This window comes from Stenotrophomonas sp. Steno-Z4 (assembly GCF_056393145.1).
Map to the genome: position 1 here is coordinate 371,326 of NZ_JBWJPC010000003.1, position 20,856 is coordinate 392,181.

At 65.5% G+C, this 20,856-nt stretch carries 13 protein-coding genes; 7 read left to right on the forward strand and 6 right to left on the reverse strand.

What is annotated here, in order from left to right:
* Nucleotides 1-172 precede the first annotated feature (172 nt).
* The 4 genes from katG to AC06E7_RS10540 all read right to left on the reverse strand — a co-directional run bounded on the left by katG (nt 173) and on the right by AC06E7_RS10540 (nt 6,659).
* On the reverse strand, nt 173-2,410 hold the full coding sequence (gene katG, locus AC06E7_RS10525; RefSeq protein ID WP_478064536.1) for a catalase/peroxidase HPI: 2,238 nt from the start codon (nt 2,408-2,410) through the stop codon (nt 173-175).
* A 175-nt stretch (nt 2,411-2,585) separates the two neighbouring features.
* Nucleotides 2,586-3,194, reverse strand: a complete 609-nt coding sequence (locus AC06E7_RS10530) for a DUF937 domain-containing protein (RefSeq protein ID WP_428999283.1) — start codon at nt 3,192-3,194, stop codon at nt 2,586-2,588.
* Between the two features lie 175 nt (nt 3,195-3,369).
* Nucleotides 3,370-5,925, reverse strand: coding sequence for a DNA mismatch repair protein MutS (gene mutS / locus AC06E7_RS10535; protein ID WP_478064623.1), 2,556 nt, complete (start codon nt 5,923-5,925; stop codon nt 3,370-3,372).
* Between the two features lie 329 nt (nt 5,926-6,254).
* The gene (locus AC06E7_RS10540) at nt 6,255-6,659 is read right to left on the reverse strand and encodes a barstar family protein (protein ID WP_478064538.1); all 405 of its coding nucleotides are present in this window, start codon (nt 6,657-6,659) and stop codon (nt 6,255-6,257) included.
* 173 nt (nt 6,660-6,832) lie between these two features.
* Between AC06E7_RS10540 and AC06E7_RS10545 the strand changes: the two genes are divergently transcribed.
* The 5 genes from AC06E7_RS10545 (at nt 6,833) to AC06E7_RS10565 (ending at nt 16,687) form a co-directional block, all read left to right on the forward strand.
* Nucleotides 6,833-8,023, forward strand: coding sequence for an OsmC family protein (locus AC06E7_RS10545; protein WP_478064540.1), 1,191 nt, complete (start codon nt 6,833-6,835; stop codon nt 8,021-8,023).
* The gene (locus AC06E7_RS10550; protein ID WP_478064542.1) at nt 8,004-10,991 is read left to right on the forward strand and encodes a TonB-dependent receptor domain-containing protein; all 2,988 of its coding nucleotides are present in this window, start codon (nt 8,004-8,006) and stop codon (nt 10,989-10,991) included. The genes AC06E7_RS10545 and AC06E7_RS10550 overlap by 20 nt, the downstream gene beginning before the upstream one ends.
* Nucleotides 10,992-10,996: 5 nt before the next feature.
* Nucleotides 10,997-11,971, forward strand: a complete 975-nt coding sequence (locus AC06E7_RS10555) for a DUF1684 domain-containing protein (protein ID WP_478064544.1) — start codon at nt 10,997-10,999, stop codon at nt 11,969-11,971.
* 134 nt (nt 11,972-12,105) lie between these two features.
* Entirely contained in the window at nt 12,106-12,465 is a 360-nt protein-coding gene (locus AC06E7_RS10560; RefSeq protein ID WP_068850298.1) for a glycine zipper 2TM domain-containing protein, read from the forward strand.
* A 238-nt stretch (nt 12,466-12,703) separates the two neighbouring features.
* Nucleotides 12,704-16,687, forward strand: coding sequence for a hypothetical protein (locus AC06E7_RS10565; RefSeq protein ID WP_478064547.1), 3,984 nt, complete (start codon nt 12,704-12,706; stop codon nt 16,685-16,687).
* Between the two features lie 4 nt (nt 16,688-16,691).
* Here the strand turns inward: AC06E7_RS10565 and fabR are convergent, their stop codons facing one another.
* Nucleotides 16,692-17,357: an HTH-type transcriptional repressor FabR gene (gene fabR, locus AC06E7_RS10570; RefSeq protein WP_068850302.1), complete on the reverse strand. Its 666-nt coding sequence runs from the start codon at nt 17,355-17,357 to the stop codon at nt 16,692-16,694.
* 93 nt (nt 17,358-17,450) lie between these two features.
* On the opposite strand from fabR, the gene AC06E7_RS10575 reads away from it, so the two are divergent.
* Together AC06E7_RS10575 and AC06E7_RS10580 are read left to right on the forward strand one after the other, a co-directional pair.
* Nucleotides 17,451-18,524: a ferredoxin reductase gene (locus AC06E7_RS10575; RefSeq protein ID WP_478064548.1), complete on the forward strand. Its 1,074-nt coding sequence runs from the start codon at nt 17,451-17,453 to the stop codon at nt 18,522-18,524.
* 2 nt (nt 18,525-18,526) lie between these two features.
* Nucleotides 18,527-19,648, forward strand: a complete 1,122-nt coding sequence (locus AC06E7_RS10580; RefSeq protein ID WP_184125363.1) for a fatty acid desaturase family protein — start codon at nt 18,527-18,529, stop codon at nt 19,646-19,648.
* 30 nt (nt 19,649-19,678) lie between these two features.
* Here AC06E7_RS10580 and AC06E7_RS10585 read toward each other — a convergent pair whose 3' ends face one another.
* Entirely contained in the window at nt 19,679-20,806 is a 1,128-nt protein-coding gene (locus AC06E7_RS10585; protein WP_478064550.1) for a metallophosphoesterase, read from the reverse strand.
* Between the last annotated feature and the right edge of the window lie 50 nt (nt 20,807-20,856).

Below are 20,856 nucleotides of genomic sequence, written 5' to 3' on the forward strand. Positions count from 1 at the left end.
CTGCCGAGGTCGGAGTGGCCGACCAGTACCGGGGATTGTAGCGGGGTGCGATGGGGGTTGCGTGGCCTATAGCGTCCGGGTGCGAGCCGACGGTTGGCAGTACAGCGCGCCGTCCTTGGCTGGGACCTTTGATAGGCGCACGACCGTTGGTCGTGCGCCCCCCAAACCCGCGTTACCGGTGCAGGTCGTAGCGGTCCAGCTCCATCACCCGCGCCCAGGCAGCCACGAAGTCGTTGACGAACTTCTTCTCGCCATCGGCACTGGCATACACCTCGGCAATCGCACGCAGCACCGAGTTGGAGCCGAATACCAGGTCGGCGCGGCTGCCGGTCCAGCGCTTGCCGCCACCGTTGCGATCGATGCCCTCATAGCCATCGCCGCTGGCCTTCCACTGCGTACGCATGTCCAGCAGGTTGACGAAGAAGTCGTTGCTCAGCGTGCCCGGGCGCTCGGTCAGCACACCCTGGGTATTTCCATCCACGTTCGCACCCAGCACGCGCAGCCCGCCCACCAGCGCGGTCAGCTCCGGCCCGGTCAGGGTCAGCAGCTGCGCCTTGTCGATCAGCAGCGCCTCGGCCGGCACGCTGTAGCGGCCCTTCACGTAGTTACGGAAACCATCGGCATACGGCTCCAGCACCGCGAACGATTCCACGTCGGTCTGGTCCTGGCTGGCATCGGTGCGGCCCGCGTTGAACGGCACGCTGACGTCATGGCCACCGGCCTTGGCCGCCTGCTCCACGCCGACATTGCCGGCGAGAACGATCAGATCGGCCAGTGATACCTGCGCGCCGCCATCGCCCTTGAAGCCAGCCTGGATCTTCTCCAGTGCAGCCAGCACCTTGGCCAGCTGCTGCGGCTGGTTCACCGCCCAGTCCTTCTGCGGGGCCAGTCGGATGCGCGCACCATTGGCGCCGCCGCGCTTGTCCGAACCACGGAACGTGGAGGCCGAGGCCCACGCGGTGGAGACCAGCTCGGCCACGCTCAACCCGGCAGCGGCGATCTGCTGCTTCAGTGCGGCTACGTCGGCCGCGCTGATCTGCGTCTTCGACGCTTCCGGCACCGGGTCCTGCCAGATGAAGGTTTCGGCCGGCACTTCCGGGCCCAGGTAGCGGGCGCGCGGACCCATGTCGCGGTGGGTCAGCTTGAACCACGCCCGCGCGAACGCATCGGCGAACAGCTGCGGATTCTCGAGGAAGCGGCGCGAGATTTTCTCGTAGGCCGGATCCAGCCGCAGCGACAGGTCGGTGGTGAGCATGGTCGGGCGGTGCTTCTTCGACGGATCATGCGCGTCGGGAATCACTGCATCGGCATTTTTGGCCACCCATTGGTGGGCGCCGGCCGGGCTCTTGGTCAGTTCCCATTCGTTGCCGAACAGGATCTCGAAGAAGTCATGGCTCCACTGCGCCGGGGTGCGCGTCCAGGTCACTTCCAGGCCGCTGGTGATGGTGTCGCCGCCCTTGCCGCTGCCGAACTTGTTGGCCCAGCCCAGGCCCTGGTGTTCGAGGCCGGCCGCTTCGGGTTCCACGTCCACGTTGTCGGCCGGGCCGGCGCCGTGGGTCTTGCCGAAGCTGTGGCCACCGGCGATCAGCGCCACGGTTTCCTCGTCATCCATGGCCATGCGGCCGAAGGTGTCGCGGATGTCGATGGCGGCCTTGACCGGGTCCGGGTTGCCATCCGGGCCTTCGGGGTTCACGTAGATCAGGCCCATCTGCACGGCGGCCAGCGGGTTTTCCAGGTTGCGCGAGTGGATGTTACCGTCGGCATCGTCATCGGACACCAGCACGCCATGGTCTTCGACCACACCTTCGGAGCCGTGCGCGTAGCGCACATCGCCCCCCAGCCAGGTGGTTTCGCGGCCCCAGTACACGTCCTGGTCCGGTTCCCAGGTATCGGGGCGGCCGCCGGCGAAGCCCAGCGTCTTGAAGCCCATCGATTCCAGTGCGACGTTGCCGGTGAGGATCAGCAGGTCGGCCCAGGAAATGGCCTGGCCGTACTTCTGCTTGATCGGCCACAGCAGGCGGCGCGCCTTGTCCAGGCTGACGTTGTCCGGCCAGCTGTTGAGCGGGGCGAAGCGCTGCTGGCCGCGGCCACCGCCGCCGCGGCCGTCACCGATGCGGTAGGTGCCGGCGCTGTGCCAGGCCATGCGCACGAACAGGCCGCCGTAGTGGCCGAAGTCGGCCGGCCACCAGTCCTGCGAATCGGTCATCAGCGCGGTGAGGTCGGCCTTGAGCGCGGCGTAGTCGAGCTGGGAGAACGCCTTGGCGTAATCGAAGTCGGCAGCCAGCGGGTGCGAGCGCGAGGAGTGCTGGTTGAGCAGGTCCACGCGGAGCTGGTTGGGCCACCAGTCGCGGTTGGTGGTGGCATCGCCGACAAGGGCGTGGTTGAACGGGCACTTCGCTTCGCTTTTCATGGGCAGTTACCTGTGGACTGGCGAATGTGGAATGGGCCCCGCGGAAGGACGCGAGGGCAGCCCAACTACCCTATGCGCCGGTCGGCGGTTGGTAAATTCAATTGATCTAACCGAAGTGATAGGTACGGACTATTGAAAGGTCGCCGGCCATGCAAGCCGGCGACCGACAGGCTGGTCAACGTTTGCTGAGAATGCCCATGACATCGCTGAGGCCGAACTGGCCGTCGCCATCCTGGTCGAACATGTTCAGCACGCCGCTGATCCCGCCCGCACTGGCGGCCTGTGGGGCTTCCTGCCCGAGCGCCTGGCTGAGATTGCTGGCGTTGCCCTGCTGGGCAAACCGCTGGGCAAGGAACGACATCACGATGGGCGCCAGGATCGCCAGCAGCTGGCCGGCGCGGCCGCTGTCCAAGCCGGTTTTGTTGCCCAGGGCCTGGGCGGCCTGCGGGGTCTGACCGCCGAAGACGTGGCCGAGGATGCCCTGGCCATTGGTGGCCGGGCCACCGGCGCCGCCGCCGAGGACGGCACCGAGGATGCCGCCGAGGTCGAACCCGCCACCGCCGCCACCGCTCAGGTGGTCTTTCTGAAGGGCATTGAGCAGGGACTGTGCGCCCTGCGGTTCGCTGGCATTGTTACCCAGGGCCCCCATGAACAGCGGAAGCGCAGCGCTGATGGCCTGCGATGTCTGGCTCTGGTCCAGGCCAAGCTGCTGCGAGACCTGCTGCAGGCCCTGGCCTTGCTGAAGCTGCTCCAAGAGGGATGCGGTGAGCGAGTTCGTGTTCACGATCGACTCCTTCGACCCGGGATGGGACCGGCGGAGCATAACGCCGCCTGCACGAAGAGAATGCGAAGGCTTCACGCGGCCGGCCGCCCGACCAACGGTCGGGCGCTACCGCACATTCCGCGCGCCGGGGCGGTACCACGATCCCCGGTAGGTCACGACCGTTGGTCGTGACGCTTCACACCAGCGCCTTCAACCGGTACAGCGCTTCCAGCGCCTGCTTCGGTGTCAGCTCATCAGGATCAATCGCGGCCAACGCCTCCTGCGCCTTGCTGGACGGCGCGGTGAACAGCCCGAACTGCTGCGGCGCGTCCAGCGCCTGCGGGGCCATGGTGGCGGCCACGGTTTCGCCGCCACGCTGCTCCAGCTCGGCCAGCCGGCGCCGGGCCTGGGCCACGGTGGCGCGGGGCAGGCCGGCCAGTGCGGCCACCTGCAGGCCGAAGCTGCGGTTGGCCGGGCCGTCCTTCACCGCGTGCATGAACACCAGCGCCTCGCCGTGCTCCACCGCGTCCAGGTGCACGTTGGCAATGCCACTGATGCCGCCTTGGTGCTGCTCGTCGGCGAGTGCGGTGAGCTCGAAGTAGTGGGTGGCAAACAGCGTGTAGCAGCGGTTCTCGTACGCGAGGTGGCGGGCCACCGCGTCGGCCAGCGCCAGGCCGTCATACGTGGAGGTACCGCGCCCGATCTCATCCATCAACACCAGCGACTGCGCGGTAGCGTGGTGCAGGATGTAGCTGGTTTCGCTCATCTCGACCATGAAGGTCGATTGGCCACGTGCCAGGTCATCGCCGGCGCCGATGCGGGTCAGGATGCGGTCGATCGGGCCGATCACCGCGCGGCTGGCCGGCACGAAGCTGCCGATGTGCGCCAGCAGCACGATCAGCGCGTTCTGCCGCATGTAGGTGGATTTACCGCCCATGTTCGGGCCGGTGATGACCAGCATGCGGCGGTCGGCGTGCAGGTCGAGGTCGTTGGGTTCGAACGGCTGCTCGCGCACCGCTTCCACCACCGGGTGGCGGCCACGCTCGATGCGCAGGCACGGGGCGGTTTCCAGCTCCGGGCGCGCCCAGTCCAGCGCCTGCGCGCGTTCGGCGAAGCCGGCCAGCACGTCCAGTTCGCTGAGTGCGGCGGCGCACTGCTTGAGCGGTTCCAGTTCGCCCGCCAGCGTATCGAGCAGCTGTTCGTACAGCAGCTTTTCGCGCGTCAGCGAACGTTCGCGCGCCGACAGCACCTTGTCTTCGAACGACTTCAGCTCTTCGGTGATGTAACGCTCGGCATTGGTCAGGGTCTGGCGGCGGGTGTAATGCACCGGCGCCTTTTCGCTCTGGCCCTTGCTGATTTCGATGTAGTAGCCGTGCACGCGGTTGTAGCCGACCTTCAGCGTGGCGATGCCGCTGCTGGCGCGCTCGCGCTGTTCCAGGTCGATCAGGAACTGGTCGGCATGGGTGGAGAGGCGGCGCAGTTCGTCGAGTTCGGCGTCATAGCCTTCCGCGATTACCCCACCGTCGCTGAGCTTCATCGGCGGGGCAGTGGCGATGGCCGAGGCCAGCAGGTGCGCGCACTCGTCATGCGAGCCCAACGCTTCGCGCAGGGCCACCAGGCGCGGCGAATCCAGCGGTGCCAGCACCGCGCGCACCTCCGGCAGCAGGCCCAGGCCATCGCGCAGCGTGGAGAAATCGCGCGGGCGCGCCGAACGCAGCGCCACGCGGGTAAGGATGCGTTCGAGGTCACCCAGCGCACGGAACGCCTCGCGCACGTCACTGTCGGCACCGCGGTCGATCAGCGTGGCCACCGCATCGTGGCGCTGCACCAGCACCTCGCGCAGGCGCAGCGGGCGGTGCAGCCAGCGGCGCAGCAGGCGCCCACCCATGGGAGTGACCGTGGTGTCGAGCACACCCAGCAGGGTGTTGCGGGTATCGCCGTCCACGCGCGTATCCAGCTCGAGATGGCGGCGGGTGGCCGCGTTCATCGCAATCGCCTCGCTGGCCGTTTCGGTGGAAATGGAGGTCAGGTGCGGCAGGCGCTGCTTCTGGGTTTCTTCGACATAGCCGAGCAGGGCGCCGGCAGCGGCGGTGGCGCGCGGCTTGTCGTCGATGCCGAAGCCGGTCAGGTCGTGCAGCTTGAAGAAGGCGAGCAGCTGGCGGCGGCCGCTGTCGGCATCGAACAGCCACGGCGCGCGGCGGCGGATGCCACTGCGATGCTTGAGGAATTCCGGCCAGTTCTCTTCATCGGGCACCAGCAGTTCGGCGGGCTCCAGGCGGGCCAGTTCGGCCTCCAGCGCGTCGTCGGAATCGACCTCGTTGACCAGGAAGCGGCCACCGGCCAGGTCGGCCCAGGCCAGACCGTAGCCGTTCTTGCCACGCGAGAGCGCCATCAGCAGGGTATCGCGGCGCTCATCCAGCAGCGCCTCGTCGGTGACGGTACCCGGGGTGACGATCCGCACCACCTTGCGCTCGACCAGGCCCTTGGCCAGCGCCGGGTCGCCGATCTGCTCGCAGATGGCCACCGATTCGCCCAGTGCCACCAGCCGCGCCAGGTAGCCCTCGTAGGCATGCACGGGCACCCCGGCCATCGGGATCGGCGCGCCGCCGGAGCTGCCGCGCTGGGTCAGGGTGATGTCCAGCAGCCGCGCCGCCTTGCGGGCGTCGTCGTAGAACAGCTCGTAGAAGTCGCCCATGCGGAAGAACAGCAGCAGGTCCGGGTAATCGGACTTGGCGGCAAAGAACTGCTTCATCAGCGGGGTATGTTCAGCGGGCTTCTGGGTCACGCGGGGTCCATCGGTGGCGGGGCCTTGGGCAGGCCGGACTCCACATTGTAGGGGAGGGTCGCACCTGCGGCTGCCGCCTGTGCCGAATTGGAGGTTGCGCCGACTTAAACGGTTAGCCGACTGGACGGTAGGGTCGGTCGCAAGACGACTGCCGATAGTGTGACCACGGCCGGTAACGCATGACCTTCGAACCGAGAGACGCTTCCGTTTGCGCCCCATGCGCCACCGGGCGTTGCTCGTCTACGTGCAGTCGTTTGGAAATCGACCCTACCAACGGGAAACCGTGGTCATGCGGCTCAGCGACCCGCCAGGTAGATCCGAGGATGGGCGGCGAAGATCTCCATGACGATCTGGAAGTAAGTCTGGCCTTCGCCAGCGTCCAGCGCCTTCAGCTGAGCTGCGATGGTGGCCTCGTTGAACACGCTACTTCCTGCAAGCTTGCCGTGGAGCCATGAGCGGGTCGCATCTACGCCGAGCGCGTTGCAGGAATGTTCGATGTCCCGCCAGATCAATGTCGCGCCTTCGTGCCCGGCCAGCACCCCATAGCCGCCGTACAACATGTCATCCAGTGCATCCAGGCTGTGCCCGAGCTGCCAATCTTCGCCGGCCATGAAGACCCGGTTGATCTCGGCATAGAAGCTTGGGATGTCATTTACCGCGCTGCCTTGCAGCACCAGTACCAGTGGATCGGTGGTGGTCATTCAGTCCTGTCCCTCTGTATCTGGTCAACCCGACTCTAGCAGTGGCATCCCATCCGTCGAATCGCGGCGGCGTCGGGCATGTATATGGGAATTGCCAACGGTTATTTAAATGCGGCGATGCGACATGAAAGAGTGGGCTTCTATTCACGAACCACTCCGGAGGCCGTTCTCCCATGTCCATCGCACGCTGCACGACGCCGTTCAAGGTAATCGGCACCACCGCATTGTCCGCCATGCTGCTGCTGGCCCCGCTGGTTTCCTCGGCCGAGGACCAGTCCTCGCCGCTGCGCACTTACCTGGCGGCCAAGCGCGAGGCCATCCAGGCCCAGTCGGCCAAACCCGGTACGCCCACGGCGATCCACGCCAAAGTCACCGCCGAAAGCCGCTCCGGTGTACGCCGCCTGCGCATCGGGCCGACCGGCGAATTCCAGTACATCAGTGACAGCGGCCGCAACTACGCGGGCTACAACCTTGGCGCCGGCTCATGGGATTCGCTGGTCGGCACGCTGGCCAGCTCGGTGGCCGACGAGTACATCGTGCAGGCGGCCGTGCAGGGCGTGCCGCTGGATGGCCTGGACGTGGTGTTCACCAGCATTCCAGAGCGCAAGAGCGAGACGCTGGCCTACCCCAACAACCTGTCCTATGTGGCCTACATCGATTCACCGGCCACCGACGCCCAGTTGCAGGCGCTCAAGCGCGCGGTGCATGAGAACTCCTCGGCCATCGACCTGGTTACCCGTCCGCAACAGGTCAGCCATGCTGACGTGGAATACATCCACAGTGCGGCCGAGCGCGATCCCAAGCTGCCGCCGGGCCTGCGCGACTTCATCACCGAGGAGAAGCGCCCGGCGGTGCTGGCCCGACAGGTGAAACCTGGCGCCGGCAAGGCCAGGCCGGCCGAGCCGGAAACCCTGGTCGCCCGCGCCCACGTCGAACCGCGTACCGGCCTGCGCCGCGTCTTCCTGGGCAAGGATGGCTACCACCAGCAGCTGCATGACAGCGCGCCGGGACTGCTCGGTTATGGCCTGGCCCCGACGGTGGAGGAACACCTGCTCGGCGTGACCGGTACCTGCCTGACCCACATCTTCGAAGTGCAGGCGGCCTCGCGCAACGTGCTGCTGGATTCGCTGGAGCTGACCGTGGATGGCCAGGTGAGCCCGCGCTTCGGCAGCAACGTGCGTTCGCCGGCGCGGTACAGCGACATCCGTTACAAGGTGCGGATTGAATCGCCGGCGTCGGAACAGGAGATCGATGCGCTGCGCCAGTCGGTCGAGGCAACGTGCCCGCTGTACAACCTGGTGAAGGACGAGCAGAAGCTGGAAGGCAGCATCGTGCGAGGCGCATATGCGGACGCTACGCGCTAAGCGCAGTCATCTGGCGCTTGCCCTGTGCACGCTGCTTGCACCGACCGGGGCAGCGGAGGCCGCCGAGCCCGCAGAGGCGGCTGAAGAAGCAGCTGCGACGGGGGCGCCGTCACAGGGTTCCAATGCGCGCACGCTGGACAAGGTCTCCGTGCTCGGTTCGCAGATTGCCGGCGGCGGTGCGCAGGCGGCATTGCCGGTGCTCGCGGTGGATCGCGAGCAGATCGACGCCACCCTTGCCACCAACGGCAACGAGCTGTTCCGCAGCCTGCCGCAGTTTGGCGACGTGGCCATTACGGAGAAAGGCACCACCAACGCAGGCCGGAACTCCAACGTCGCACGCGGTGACGTGGGCTCCATCAACCTGCGCAACCTGGGCTCGAAGTACACGCTGCTGCTGGTCAATGGCCGCCGCACCGTGCAGCACCCGATCAGCAACAGCGGCGATGACACCACCTACAACGCCAACGCCATTCCGGTCTTCGGGCTGGAACGGGTCAACCTGCTGCTGGACGGCGCGGCCTCCATCTACGGTTCCGATGCGGTGGCCGGCGTGGTCGATCTGGTGATGCCGAGCAACCTGGCAGATGGCGGCGGCGTTCGCCTGAACTACGGCAAGGTGGCCGATGGGCACCGCGAGGAGGTATCGCTGGACGGGTACTTCGGCAGCGATTTCAGCGAAGGGCGCGGCAACCTTTCGGTGCTCTATGGCTTCTCCAGCCGGACCTCGCAGCTCAATTCCGATGCCTGGTTCACCGCCACCGACGGCCGCCGCCCGCTGGGCGACGGCACCAGCGTGCCCGACCCGAACGGGACCACCGGGTTCAGCACCCGAACGCCGTGGGGGCATTTCGATACCTATACCGGCAGCCGGCGCACCGGCAGCTGGTACGTCAATCCCACCACCGGTGCGTTGACCTCCGGCACGGTGCCCACGCGCTATCACTACGATTCGGCGGCCGAGCCGGGCATCACCACGTCACCGGCCATCCGCAAGGGCAATGTGTTTGCCACGGGACGCTTCGACGTCAATGACAGCGTGCAGCTGTTCGGTGAGCTGGGCTATTACCGTGCCACTTCCGAATCCTGGGTGAGCAGCGAGTCGGGCTTTGGCGGTGATGGCTTCCTGCTGCATATCCGCCCGGATGCGTACTGGGTTCCGCAAGCGCTGCGCGGTGCCGATGCGATCCGCCTGCTCAACTACCAGTTCGCCGATTCGGGCATCCGCCGGGTAAAGGTGGACAACGACCAGTCGCGGGTACTGCTGGGCGTGCGTGGCTGGACCGAGGGCGGCTGGAACTGGGAAACCGCGTTGCTGTACTCACGCGCGCGCAGTACCGATACGCAGCAGGGCGGGCTGACCGATGCCTTCATCGAAGCGGTGAACCGCACCGACGCCAGTGCCTACAACCCGTTCAGCGGCGGCGACCCCGCCAGCATCCGGGTGGGCGATGCCACGTCGTACGACACCTCGTCATTCATCGGCGAGGCGACTCGCGAAGGCACCACGGAACTGGCGCTGTGGGACTTCAAGGTGAACCGCTCCGACCTGCTGACCTGGTATGCGGGCGACATCGGCATGGCAGCGGGGGTGGAGTACCGGTATGAAAGCCGCCGGGATGACCGCGACGAGAACATCGATGGCAGCAACCCCTATACCGACTGGTACACCGGTACGGTCGCGGCCAGCAATTTCTTCACCCACAGCCCGCGGCCGGATGTGCGCGGCAGCCGCAACGTCAAATCGGCGCTGATCGAATTTGCGGTGCCGCTGGTGTCGCCGGCACAGGGCATCCCGCTGGTGCAGTCGCTCGACCTGCAGCTTGCCGGCCGTTGGGAGGATTACAGCGACGCCGGCAAGGTCGGCAAGCCGAAACTGGCAGCGGCCTGGAAGGTGGTGGACAGCCTGCTGCTGCGTGGCTCGGTAAGCGGCGGCTTCCGTGCACCGGGACTGGAGCTGGTGAACTCGCCGCCGACCTATGGCTTTGGCTTCAACAACGACGCGGTGCGCTGCCATGCGCTGGTCACCAAGGGCGCGCAGCCCGATTACACCGCCTGCTTGAATGCCTTCAGCAGCGGTTCGTCGGTGAAGCCGTCGGTAAGTTCCGTGACTTCGTACGGCGACGACGTCGAACCGGAAACCACACGCCAATCCTCGTGGGGCGTGGTGTTCGAGCCGCAGTTCCTGCCCGAACGACTGGGCGCTGTCAGCCTGAGCGTGGATGCCTGGCGGGTGAAGGTGGAGAACCCCATCAGCACCATGGGTGAGGAACTGCTGTACGACGCGTACCTGCGCGTGGTGGAAGGCAGCAGCAACCCGAACGTGGTGCGGGCGGCGGTGACGGCAGAGGATATCGCGCAGTTCGAAGGTTCCGGCCTGGCGCCGGCTGGCGTGGTGACGCACATCTACAACCGCTACCAGAATCGTCGGCCACTCACCGCGTCGGGCGTGGACTACAACGTCGGCTGGCGCCTGCCGGAAACGTCGTGGGGCAACTTCTCGCTGCTGATCAGTGCCAGCCAGCTCAAGGAGTACACCCAGCAGAAACCTGCCGAAATACAGCAGGTGGCAGCGGCCATCGCCAGCGGGCAGCTGAACATCCTGGTGCCCGACCTGGGGGCGGCCAACGAAGTGGGCATCAACGGCGCGAAGCCGGAATGGCGGGCCAGTGCCACCTTGATCTGGAACCTGCAGGACTGGACGGTACGGCTGCGCGATGACTACATCGACAGCGTGACCGCCGGGGCTTACGCCGACCGCACGCCGTTCGTGGTCGGCTCCACGCAACGCTGGGCGCTGTCGGTAAAGAAGGAGTTCACCCGAGGGCGGTTGAGTGGCACCGCAGTGGAAGTGGGGGCGCGAAACCTGTTCGACAAAGAGCCGCCGCTGAGCGCCACCGGCAACTACCTGAGCGCGCTGCACGAATCCTACGGACGCTACCTCCACCTCGGTATTTCGAAGAACTGGTGAACATCATGAAGACGCATGCAGTCGTTTCGCTGTTCGTGGTCACCCTGCTCGCAACCGCGTGCAGTCCGCAGGACCGGGCCACAGGGGTGCCATCCGCATCCGCGGCCGCAGCCGCGGCGCTGGATTTCCAGGACCAGCACACGCAGTGGGTCCGTGAACGCAGTGCGGACCTGAGCAAGCCGGATGGCTGGACCAGCCTGATCGGACTGCACTGGATCGAAGCAGGCAAGCGCAGCGTGGGTGGGGGCGCGGACAATGCGATCCGCCTGTCCATCGCGCCGGATCGACTGGGCGAGGTGGAGCAGCGCGCCGATGGCCTGTACTTCCAGGTCGCCGAAGGCGTACCCATTACGGTTGACGGCAAGCCGGTACAGGGCGAAGTCCGCCTGGATCCGGAAGGGACTGGCGGTGGAACCAAGCTGGCCTATGACGAAGGCAGGGGCCAGATCACCGCGATCAAGCGCGGTCAGCGCCTTGCCCTGCGGGTGCGCCATGCGGACGCGCCGGCACGGCGGGACTTCGCAGGCCTGGATTTCTTCCCCGCCGATGAAGCCTGGCGCGTGCAGGCGCGATTCGTTCCGCACCCGGCCGGCAAGACGCTTCCCATCGTCAACGTGCTGGGCGAGGTCGCCGACAATCCCAACCCGGGCTATGTGGTGTTCGAGAAGGAAGGGCATGAGTGGCGGCTGGAAGCGTTGGGCGATCCGGCCAAAGGCTTGAACCTGATGTTCCAGGACCAGACCACCGGCAGGCTCACCTACGGGGTGGGGCGCTACCTGCGCACCGACCCGGTTGCCGCGGACGGCACGGTGGTGGTGGACTTCAACCGCGCGCACAACCCGCCCTGCGCGTACACGGAGTTCGCCACGTGCCCGCTGCCCCCGCCGGAAAACCGCCTGGCGCTGCAGGATGGCAACGGCGAACGCACGCGGCTGGCGGTGCTGGCCGGGGAGAAGAAGTATGCAGGGGGCAACCACTGATCCTCCCCGACGATGCGGCAATGGCTGCCGGCTGAACAGCCCGTGCGGCATTGACGCTACATCCACGGCTTTTCACAAGGGGTTCCCGGCACCGCGCAGACACTGGCGCTACGTCATGAAGCGAGGAGCCAACCATGAATCTCTCTACCCGAAACGTGCTGTGTGCAGCCGCCCTGATGGCATCGGTGTTCAGCGCCAGCGCCCAGACCTACGGGCCGAAGGATGAAGGACGCCGCTTCAACGATGGCACCAAGGTGGTCTGCAAGAACGTCGAAGTGCAGCGCAACAGCCGCGACCCGAACCGCATTGCTGGTACCGCCACCGGTGCGGTGGTAGGTGGCCTGCTGGGCAATCAGGTGGGCGGCGGCAGCGGCAAGAAGATCGCGACCGTGGCGGGTGCCGTAGCCGGCGGCGCGGCTGGTCGCCAGATCCAGGGCAACTCGCAGAGCAAGAACGGCGACCGCGTGGTGGAGCGGCAGTGCTATCGCCGCTGATGCGGTGAGAGTAAAAGCGTCAGCATCACTCCAAGGGCTGGCCAAGTGCCAGCCCTTTTCCATGTCCGCGTGTCAGCGCTGACGGACGAGGGGAACGGGTACGGAGGGGTCTTCACGCGCGCTGAACACGACCGCATGCATTTTTTGACTGCAAATCGGGGGATTTGATCCGAGGCAGCAGTCCCTTAGGCTGATACTGTGGAAGCCGGGGGTGCCTGCTCGTTGGGGAGTTCCTCCTATGCGCGTTCTGCCCTGGTTGCTCTATTGCGCCGCTTTGGTGGCGATACCATGCCCTGCTTCTGCCGAGTCAACGCCGCAGGGGTATCGCGAAGGCTGTGATCGTACGAGTACGGCCAATTACAGCGGGTACATGTCGCCCGGATGGAATACCAGTTCGCCCAAGGCGATGATCTTTGCCTCGGACAGCCAGTATCCACGGACGCTGGACAACCCTCATGACCCAACGGGCGCCGCGCAGGCGCTGCGCAGGGTGGTGGCCGATATCGCCGACTACCGGAGACGCGTAAGCGGACCGGTGCCGCTGGTGGTGAACGGCGACATCACAGAGCACGCCCACGGCGATCAGCGCGCCTTCGTCCAGGGTCTGTTTCCGCAGCTCGCCGGCGGCTCGGGAGAGGCGTTGATCCTGCCCGGCCTCGGCAACCATGACTACGGCAACAATGTCGATGATTGCGTGAACAACGGCTGCGCGCGCGACGCCATCTGCGACCACATTCACTGGGTGGACGAGATCGGGCCGGTAACCGAGGACTATCACTATGCCAAGCCCGTACATGAGGGCAGCTACTCGTACATGGTCTACGTGGGTGCGGTGGCCCTGATCCAGTTGAATGACTCGCCCTTCTACGAGCGCGAGTTCGAATCCGGGTCCGGTCTTCCCTTGGACCCCAAGATCAAGTTCAAGGTCACCAGCTCGTTACGTTGGCTCGAAGGCGCGTTGCGAAAGGCCCGGCTGGACAACAAGCACATCTTCCTCAACCTGCACAAACGCAACGCATGGCCCGCCGGGGATGCCGCGCGCTTCAAACGCCTCATTCAATCCTACGGCGTGCTGGCGGCGTTCGCCGGGCACTATCACACGGATCTCGGTCATGTGTCGGGAACCGCGGAGAACTTCGGGACAGTGCCGGTTTTCCAAAGCGGTGCGCTCTTCAACGAGACGTATCTGATCGTGGAAATGGACTACGCGAGCTCGCAGTTTCTGGTCTACAGCGTTCACCCCGGCGAGGGGCATGCGGCCCGGCGGCTGGTTGGCGAGTACCCTTTGAAAGAGCCGCCCCCTCTGCCGCCGATCGACTTCTCAGACGCTGCGGTAGTGCTCTATGAGGGAAGCAATGCGACCCAGGAAGTGATCTGTCGGCGGACGCTTCCGTTCAGCGCATTCAACCTGGGCGGGAACTCCGGCTGCATCAATGACGAGGCACGCTCGCTGCGTATTCTCAAGGCGAAGAAGGGAGCCATGATTCGCCTGTTCGGCGGGTTCCACCACGTACGTGGGGAGGGCTATGCTTTCATCTACATCACCCGCGACATCACCCTGCCGCAGACCGTCGCAAGTTTCGATACCGCTGCCTCCGGTGACGGGTGGCGACTGGTCAAGTTCGGTGGCGACACGCTTGATGGAAAGGTGTCGAGCATGGCCGTGTTCGAAGACTTCAATGCCGGGAAGAGCGAAATGACGCTTTTCGAGGGGAACAACCTCAGCCAGCATTCCATCTGCACCAAGCCCATCGCGCACGACGTGCGCTTCAACATGGAATCGGGCGATGGAGCGGGATGCATCAACGACGAGGCGCGGTCGGGTGCATGGTTCAAGGCGAAGGCTGGCATGGAGGTGTGCTATTACGGCGCATGGAATCAAAGTCACAGCGAGGGGCACACGTGCATCAATGCGCACCGTGACCTGCCCCTGATCGTCATCGGCTCGTTCGACCACAACTACACCGCGCCCGATGGCAGTTACAGCATCCGCAGCTACGGCGACGTCGACGGAAAAATTTCCAGCATGTGGGCGGAGAACCTGTTCCCCTATCCGCCGGCCAATACGATGCCGGGTTGCGCCCCCACCCTGACCCGATCGCTCAAAAGTCACATCACCGCGGGCTGGAACAGCCGTTCGCCGCGCTGGCTGGTGGTTGCGAGCGATCCGGAATACAGCGGGGCGCTGCGCGCAGTGGACACCACGAAACGCGGGCAGCCGGGTGCCGCATTCGACGACCCGGCCTACGATACGTTGGAGGCCGTGTTCGCCGACATCAGTGCGTTCCGCAAGGCTAAAGCCAGCGATGGGCCGGTTCCGCTGATCGTCAATGGCGACAATACCGATGGCGGCCTCGAATACGAGCGCTACACCATGCAGGCGCTGTACCCGACGCTGGCCGGCGGCAACGGCGAGCCGTTGTTCCTTCCGGGATTGGGCAATCGCGACTACAACGACAACGTAGACATCTGCTTGTCAGAGGGCAAGAACTTCTGCGTGCGCGACAGCATCTGCGATACGCTTCAGTGGGTGGACGAGATCAAGCCCGTCACCCAGGACTATCACCACGGCGAACACGTCAACGGTGGTATCAATGTCCACGACGGCAGCTACTCGTACATGGTGTATGTCGGCGACGTGGCGATGATCCAGCTCAATGAGTCCCCCTTGTATGAGCGCACCATCGTGAACATGAGGGAAAACGGTCGCACCGAGTTCGCGGTGCGCAATGCATTGACCTGGTTGGAGGGCGCCCTGCGTGCCGCGCGCGTCGCCGACAAGCGCATCCTGATCAACCTGCATCGTCGAGGCGAGTGGGGGCAAGGCGACTACACACGATTCAGGAGGATGATCGAGCAGTACGGCGTCCAGGCGGCGTTCGTGGGGCATGAACATGCCATGCTGGGCGAGGTCCATGGCTTGGTCAATTTCGGCAACGTGCCTGTATTCAAGAGTGGCGCACTGGCCAATGGAAGCTACCTGATCGTTGAGATGCAATACGCAACGAATAAGTTCATCGTCTACAAGGTTCCACCTGCCGCGGGGCACGCGGCCCGCGTGAAGGTAGGCGAATACGCGCTTAGGCCCGAGCCAGCGCTGCCCGGGATCGACTTCAGTGACAGCATGATGGTTGCGTTCGAAGGGAACGATGGAACCCAGGATGAGTTGTGCCGGGTCGCGATTCCATTTTCTCCGTTCAATCTGCAGGGCGCGCATGGCTGCGACAACGACGAGATCCGGTCACTGCGCATTCTCAAGGCTCCCAAGGATACGGTGATCCGGCTGTATGGGGCGTGGGACCACCAGCAGTCTGAAGGCCATGCGTTGATCACGCTGACCCAGGACGTCCTGCTTCCCGTCACCGTGGGCAGTTTCGATCGCAATCTGACCACCTCCAGCTACACGGTCCGGAAGATGGGCAGCACCGTGCTGGATGGCAAGGTGTCGAGCATCTCTATGGGCACGGAAGAGGGCGATTTCACCGAGCCTCGGGTGGTGTTTTACGAAGGCAACGACGGCACGCAAGACGTCGTCTGCGAAATCCTGCTGCCCTTCCAGCCATTCGACCTCAACGGACCGCACGGTTGCGACAACGATGAGATCAAGTCGATGCGGATCATGAAGGCTGTCAAGGGCACCATGTTCCGGGCATTCGGCAACTGGGGGCACGGCAAAGACCAGGGGTACACCTTCGTCACCGTGCTCAAGGACATCAATGCCCCCGTGCTGGTTGGAAGCTTCGACCGTAGCTACGCCAACGATACGGTGAAGGTGGAGAAGCATGGCAGCGATGTGCTGGATGGCAAGATCTCAAGCATGGCCATGTTCGGCGACAGCTACGTGGAGCTGTTCTCCAGGAACAACCAATCCGGAAAGATCTGCACGCATCGCGTGCTCGATGGCCATGCCTTCGACTTCGGCGCCGGCGAAGGGAGCGAGTGTCCTGATGATGCCGCAAGGTCGGCGATCTGGCACTTCCCGCTGCCAGGAATGGAGCTGTGCTACTACGGCGGCACCGGGCAGGGCGTCAGCCTTGGCCATACGTGCATCCGGGCAATCAAGGCCAACAGCGCCCTCATAAAGATCAACAGCTTCGATACGCCGGTGACCGGCCCGGATGGCGCGTATACGATCAAGGTCCACGGCGAGCCGATTGATGGGCTGGTATCCAGCATGTCGGTCGAGGATACGGCGGCCCGCAACCCGGGAGAAGAACCTTGAATGATCAACGCGTTGGCGGGTAGCCCGCGATCGTTCGCGCCCCGGTGATGATCATCCGCAGCATCTGCGCAGTCTGTTCGATCATCTCCGGGTCGCGCTCGGGCGGCTGGTCCAGCGCGGTGCCGCCCATGGCGAACACCAGTCGCGTGATCGCTTTGGCGACCAGGTGCGGCTCATGCAGCAGCGCGCCGTTGTCGGCATGCGCCAGCCGGATCAGGTCCACGCAGAGCTCTTCTTCGAAGTAGTTCAGTTCGCGCTCGACGGCCTGCTTGAAGGCATCCGAACCGGCGCTGCCTTCGCGCAGCAATACGTGCAGCAGGCGGTCGTCGGCGCGCAGCTGTTCAAAAAACGTTTCCACCGACAGGCGAATGACACTGCGATCCGACGATGCCGCGCGCTGCCGCGACTCACCAATGATGGTGCGCAGCGAACGGCCGGCCAGGTCGATCAGGGCCACGGTCAGTTCGTCCATGTCGCGGAACTGACGATAGAAGGAATTCGGGGCGATCCCGGCTTCGCGGGCAACCTCGCGCAGACTCAGGGTCGACACGCTGCGGTGCGGGCCGATCAGGGTCAGGGCGGCGGCCAGCAGATCCTCGCGTGAAATCGAGGCTTTGCGGGCCGGCAGGGCGTCGTCGTGGACGGTCAGGTGCGAATCGGGCGGGGTCATCCAGGGGCCAGACGGTCAAGTCCCTGAATCATAGCCGGTCTGGGCAATATACAAGTGTATACACACCTGTATGCTCGGCCGTATAGTGGCGTCATGAGCGCACTCCCTCGTCCCGCCGCCCGCCGTTCGTCCCTTTCGCCCCGCCACTGGGTTTCCGAGGAGCTTTTCGACTTCTGGGCCGGCCGGGTGCATCCGCTGTGGACCCTGCGCCGGGCGCGGGCACGGCTGGTGTCCCGCAATGCGGCCAGCGCCGACGCGGTCACTCTGGTCCTGCGCCCGAACCGGCATTTCCGCGGGGTGGCCCCGGGCCAGCACGTGAACCTGGGCGTGGAAGTTGACGGCCGCCGGCTGTCGCGCAGCTACAGCCCGACCCTGCTGGATGACGGCTGCCTGGCGATCACCGTGAAAAAGGTCGCGGGCGGCAAGGTCAGCCAGCACCTGGCGCAGCATGCGCAGGTGGGCGAGGTGTTCGAGCTGGGCCAGGCCTTCGGTGAGATGACCCTGGCGGCGGCGCCTGCGGCGCGGGTGCTGCTGCTCGCTGCGGGCAGCGGCATCACCCCGATGCGCGCGCTGGTACGCCAGATGGAGACCGCCGGCATGCCGGTGCAGGTGGACCTGGTGTACTGGGCGCAGCAGCGCGAGGCCGTGTGCTTTGCCGACGAGCTGGCCGATATCGCCGCCCGCCACCCCGGTTTCCGCGTGCACCTTGCGCTGACCCGCGATCCGACTGCGCCGGCCGCGCGCGTGGGCGACTACGATTTCAGCTCGCTGGGCGATCTTTCCAGCGCGCAGGTGATGGCGTGTGGACCGGGCGGTTTCGTCGAGGCCGCCAACACGCGCCTGCAGGGACGGGTGGCCACGCTTCAGTCCGAAGCCTTCACCCCGCCGGTGCTGACCGATGCAGAAACCGGCACGGTGCGGGTCGAGCTGCGCCGCAGTGGCCGCACCCTGGAACTGCCGCGCGGTACGTCGCTGCTGCAGGCGCTGGAAGCCGAAGGGCTGCGCCCGGCCAGTGGCTGCCGCATGGGCATCTGCAATACCTGTGTGTGCGGCAAGGCCAGTGGCGTGACCCGCCATACCCTGACCGGCGAGTACGCGGCCGAACCGGCCACGCAAGTGAAGCTGTGCGTGAACAGCGCCAGCACCGACCTGATCCTGGAGCTTTGAGCATGCCTGCCGTGCATAACCGTGTGTTGTCCGCCGCCGAACTCGACGCGTTCGGCAACGAACTGGACGCCCTGCGTGCCCGCCACCTGGCGACGCTGGGTGACGCCGATGCGCGCTACATCCGCCGCGTGGTCGCGGGCGTGCGCTGGACCGGCGTGGCCGGCCGCGCGCTGCTGTTCCTGGGCGCATTCGTGCACAGCGTGCTGATTCCGGCCTGGATTGCTGGCGTAGCGCTGCTGGCGCTGTCCAAGATCCTGGAAAACATGGAGCTGGCGCACAACGTCATCCACGGCCAGTACGACTGGATGGGCGACCCGCAGCTGCAGGGCAGCACCTATGAGTGGGACATCGTCGGCACCGCCGATAACTGGCGCAAGACCCACAACTTCCGCCACCACACCTACACCAACGTACGCGGGTTGGACGATGACATCGGCTACGGCCTGCTGCGGATCTTCCCCGAACAGCGCTGGCGCCCGTTCTACCTGACCCAGCCAGTGGTGGCGGTGGTGTTCGCGCTGCTGTTCGAATGGGGCATCGCCATCCAGGACCTGCGCCTGGGCCGCTGGTTCGCCGGCAAGATTACCTTCCGCCAGCTGCTGGCGCAGGCGCGCCCGGTGGGGCGCAAGATGGGCAGGCAGATGTTCAAGGACTACCTGCTGTTCCCGGCGCTGGCCGGCCCGTTCTTCCTGCCGGTGCTGCTGGGCAACGTGGTGGCCAATGTGATCCGCAACGTGTGGACCTATGTGGTGATCTTCTGCGGGCATTTTACCGCCGACGCGGAGACCTTCCCGAAGGAATGCGTGCGCGATGAAAGCCGTGGCCACTGGTACCTGCGCCAGCTGCGCGGTTCGTCCAACATTGCCGGCGGCAAGGCGATGAACGTAATGACCGGCAACCTGAGTCACCAGATCGAGCATCATTTCTTCCCCGATGTGCCGGCAAACCGTTACGCCGCCATCGCGGTGGAGGTGAAGGAGATCTGCGCGCGTTATGGCCAGCACTACAACACCGGTTCGCTGCCGAAGCAGTTCGGCCAGGTGATGTGGCGGATCGTGCGCCACGCCTTCCCCAGCCGCCCGGCGCGGGTGAAGCCGCTGGTTACCGCCGAACAGGGCGCATGACCGCACACGTGCTGGAAGACGAATCGCCGGTCAGTCCTCCAGGCCGATCTTTCCTTCGGCCAGCGGCACCCGTGAGCCATCCAGCAGGCCACGGCTGACTGCACCGTCTTCGATGAACAGCAGTTCGCCGTTCTCGCCGTTCTTGATGCTGCTGTCGATGGCGATGATGCGCCCACCGTGGAAGCTGCTCACGTGCGGCATCGAGGTATGTCCGACCACGATGCGCTTGAGCTCGAGGTCCTTGAGCAGGGTATCGACCTGGTCGGTAGCCATCTGCCCGTCAAAGTAGCCACGGAACCAGATCGGACTGGTCTTTCCGTCGAACAGGCGCGCCGTGTCCGGTGCGGCCTTGACCTGGTCTTTGGGCAGGCCGACCGAAGCCTGGTACAGGGTGTTGGTGGCGTCCAGACCGCGTACCAGGTCCAGGTTCTGCGGCGCGATGCCGCCGTGCAGGAACAGCGTATCGCCGATCTGCAGCATGACCGGGCGGGTCCGCAGCCACTGGCCGATCACCGAGTCGGCGCCGTACAGCGCCGGGTAGCTGCGGCCCAGCAGCTGGGCGCTCTTGAGGTATTTGGGGTTCACGTAGCGCAGGTCGTCGTACAGCACCATGGTTTCATGGTTGCCCAGCACGAAGTGCACCGCGCCACCGGCCGCAGCGGCCTGCTGCTGCAGGCTGTACAGCAGCCAGAAGGCTTCGGTCACCTGCGGACCCCGGTCGAATACATCACCGGCCACCACCAGGGTGGCTGTGCCCAGTGACCAGTGGTCGTCGTTGTCGATGACATGATGGGCGCGCAGCAGCTTCACCAGCAGGCCGTACTGACCGTGGATGTCCGACACCGCCACGATGCGCGGCGTGGCCGGGTACTGCGCGGTGCTGGCCAGCTGAGGCGCAGCCACCGTCAACGGATGCGGGTAGCCGCATTCGGGCAGCACCACGGTGCCGGCACCGCGCGCCGGCAGGTCACGCTCGACCACGTGGTCATTGCACACCCACTGCGCCTGGTGGCCCTTGCTGGTCATGAACACGTAGGGGCCGTCGGCATCCACATGTTCGGCCGGCGCGGGAACCTCGCGGGCGGCGGCAAGCAGGGGAACCAGGACAAGCCCGGCCAGGATCAGGCGGGCGGCGGCAGAACGGGCACGAAGCGGCATCGGAAACTTCCAGCGGAACGGGGCAGGCGGCGATACGCCGCCCACCCGAT

Coding starts and splice junctions, on each gene's coding strand:
- katG (WP_478064536.1), bottom strand. CDS start 2,410: ATGAAAAGCGAAGCGAAGTGCCCGTTCAACCACGCCCTTGTCGGCGAT.
- mutS (WP_478064623.1), bottom strand. CDS start 5,925: ATGAAGCAGTTCTTTGCCGCCAAGTCCGATTACCCGGACCTGCTGCTG.
- AC06E7_RS10540 (WP_478064538.1), bottom strand. CDS start 6,659: ATGACCACCACCGATCCACTGGTACTGGTGCTGCAAGGCAGCGCGGTA.
- AC06E7_RS10545 (WP_478064540.1), top strand. CDS start 6,833: ATGTCCATCGCACGCTGCACGACGCCGTTCAAGGTAATCGGCACCACC.
- AC06E7_RS10550 (WP_478064542.1), top strand. CDS start 8,004: ATGCGGACGCTACGCGCTAAGCGCAGTCATCTGGCGCTTGCCCTGTGC.
- AC06E7_RS10555 (WP_478064544.1), top strand. CDS start 10,997: ATGAAGACGCATGCAGTCGTTTCGCTGTTCGTGGTCACCCTGCTCGCA.
- AC06E7_RS10560 (WP_068850298.1), top strand. CDS start 12,106: ATGAATCTCTCTACCCGAAACGTGCTGTGTGCAGCCGCCCTGATGGCA.
- AC06E7_RS10565 (WP_478064547.1), top strand. CDS start 12,704: ATGCGCGTTCTGCCCTGGTTGCTCTATTGCGCCGCTTTGGTGGCGATA.
- fabR (WP_068850302.1), bottom strand. CDS start 17,357: ATGACCCCGCCCGATTCGCACCTGACCGTCCACGACGACGCCCTGCCG.
- AC06E7_RS10575 (WP_478064548.1), top strand. CDS start 17,451: ATGAGCGCACTCCCTCGTCCCGCCGCCCGCCGTTCGTCCCTTTCGCCC.
- AC06E7_RS10580 (WP_184125363.1), top strand. CDS start 18,527: ATGCCTGCCGTGCATAACCGTGTGTTGTCCGCCGCCGAACTCGACGCG.
- AC06E7_RS10585 (WP_478064550.1), bottom strand. CDS start 20,806: ATGCCGCTTCGTGCCCGTTCTGCCGCCGCCCGCCTGATCCTGGCCGGG.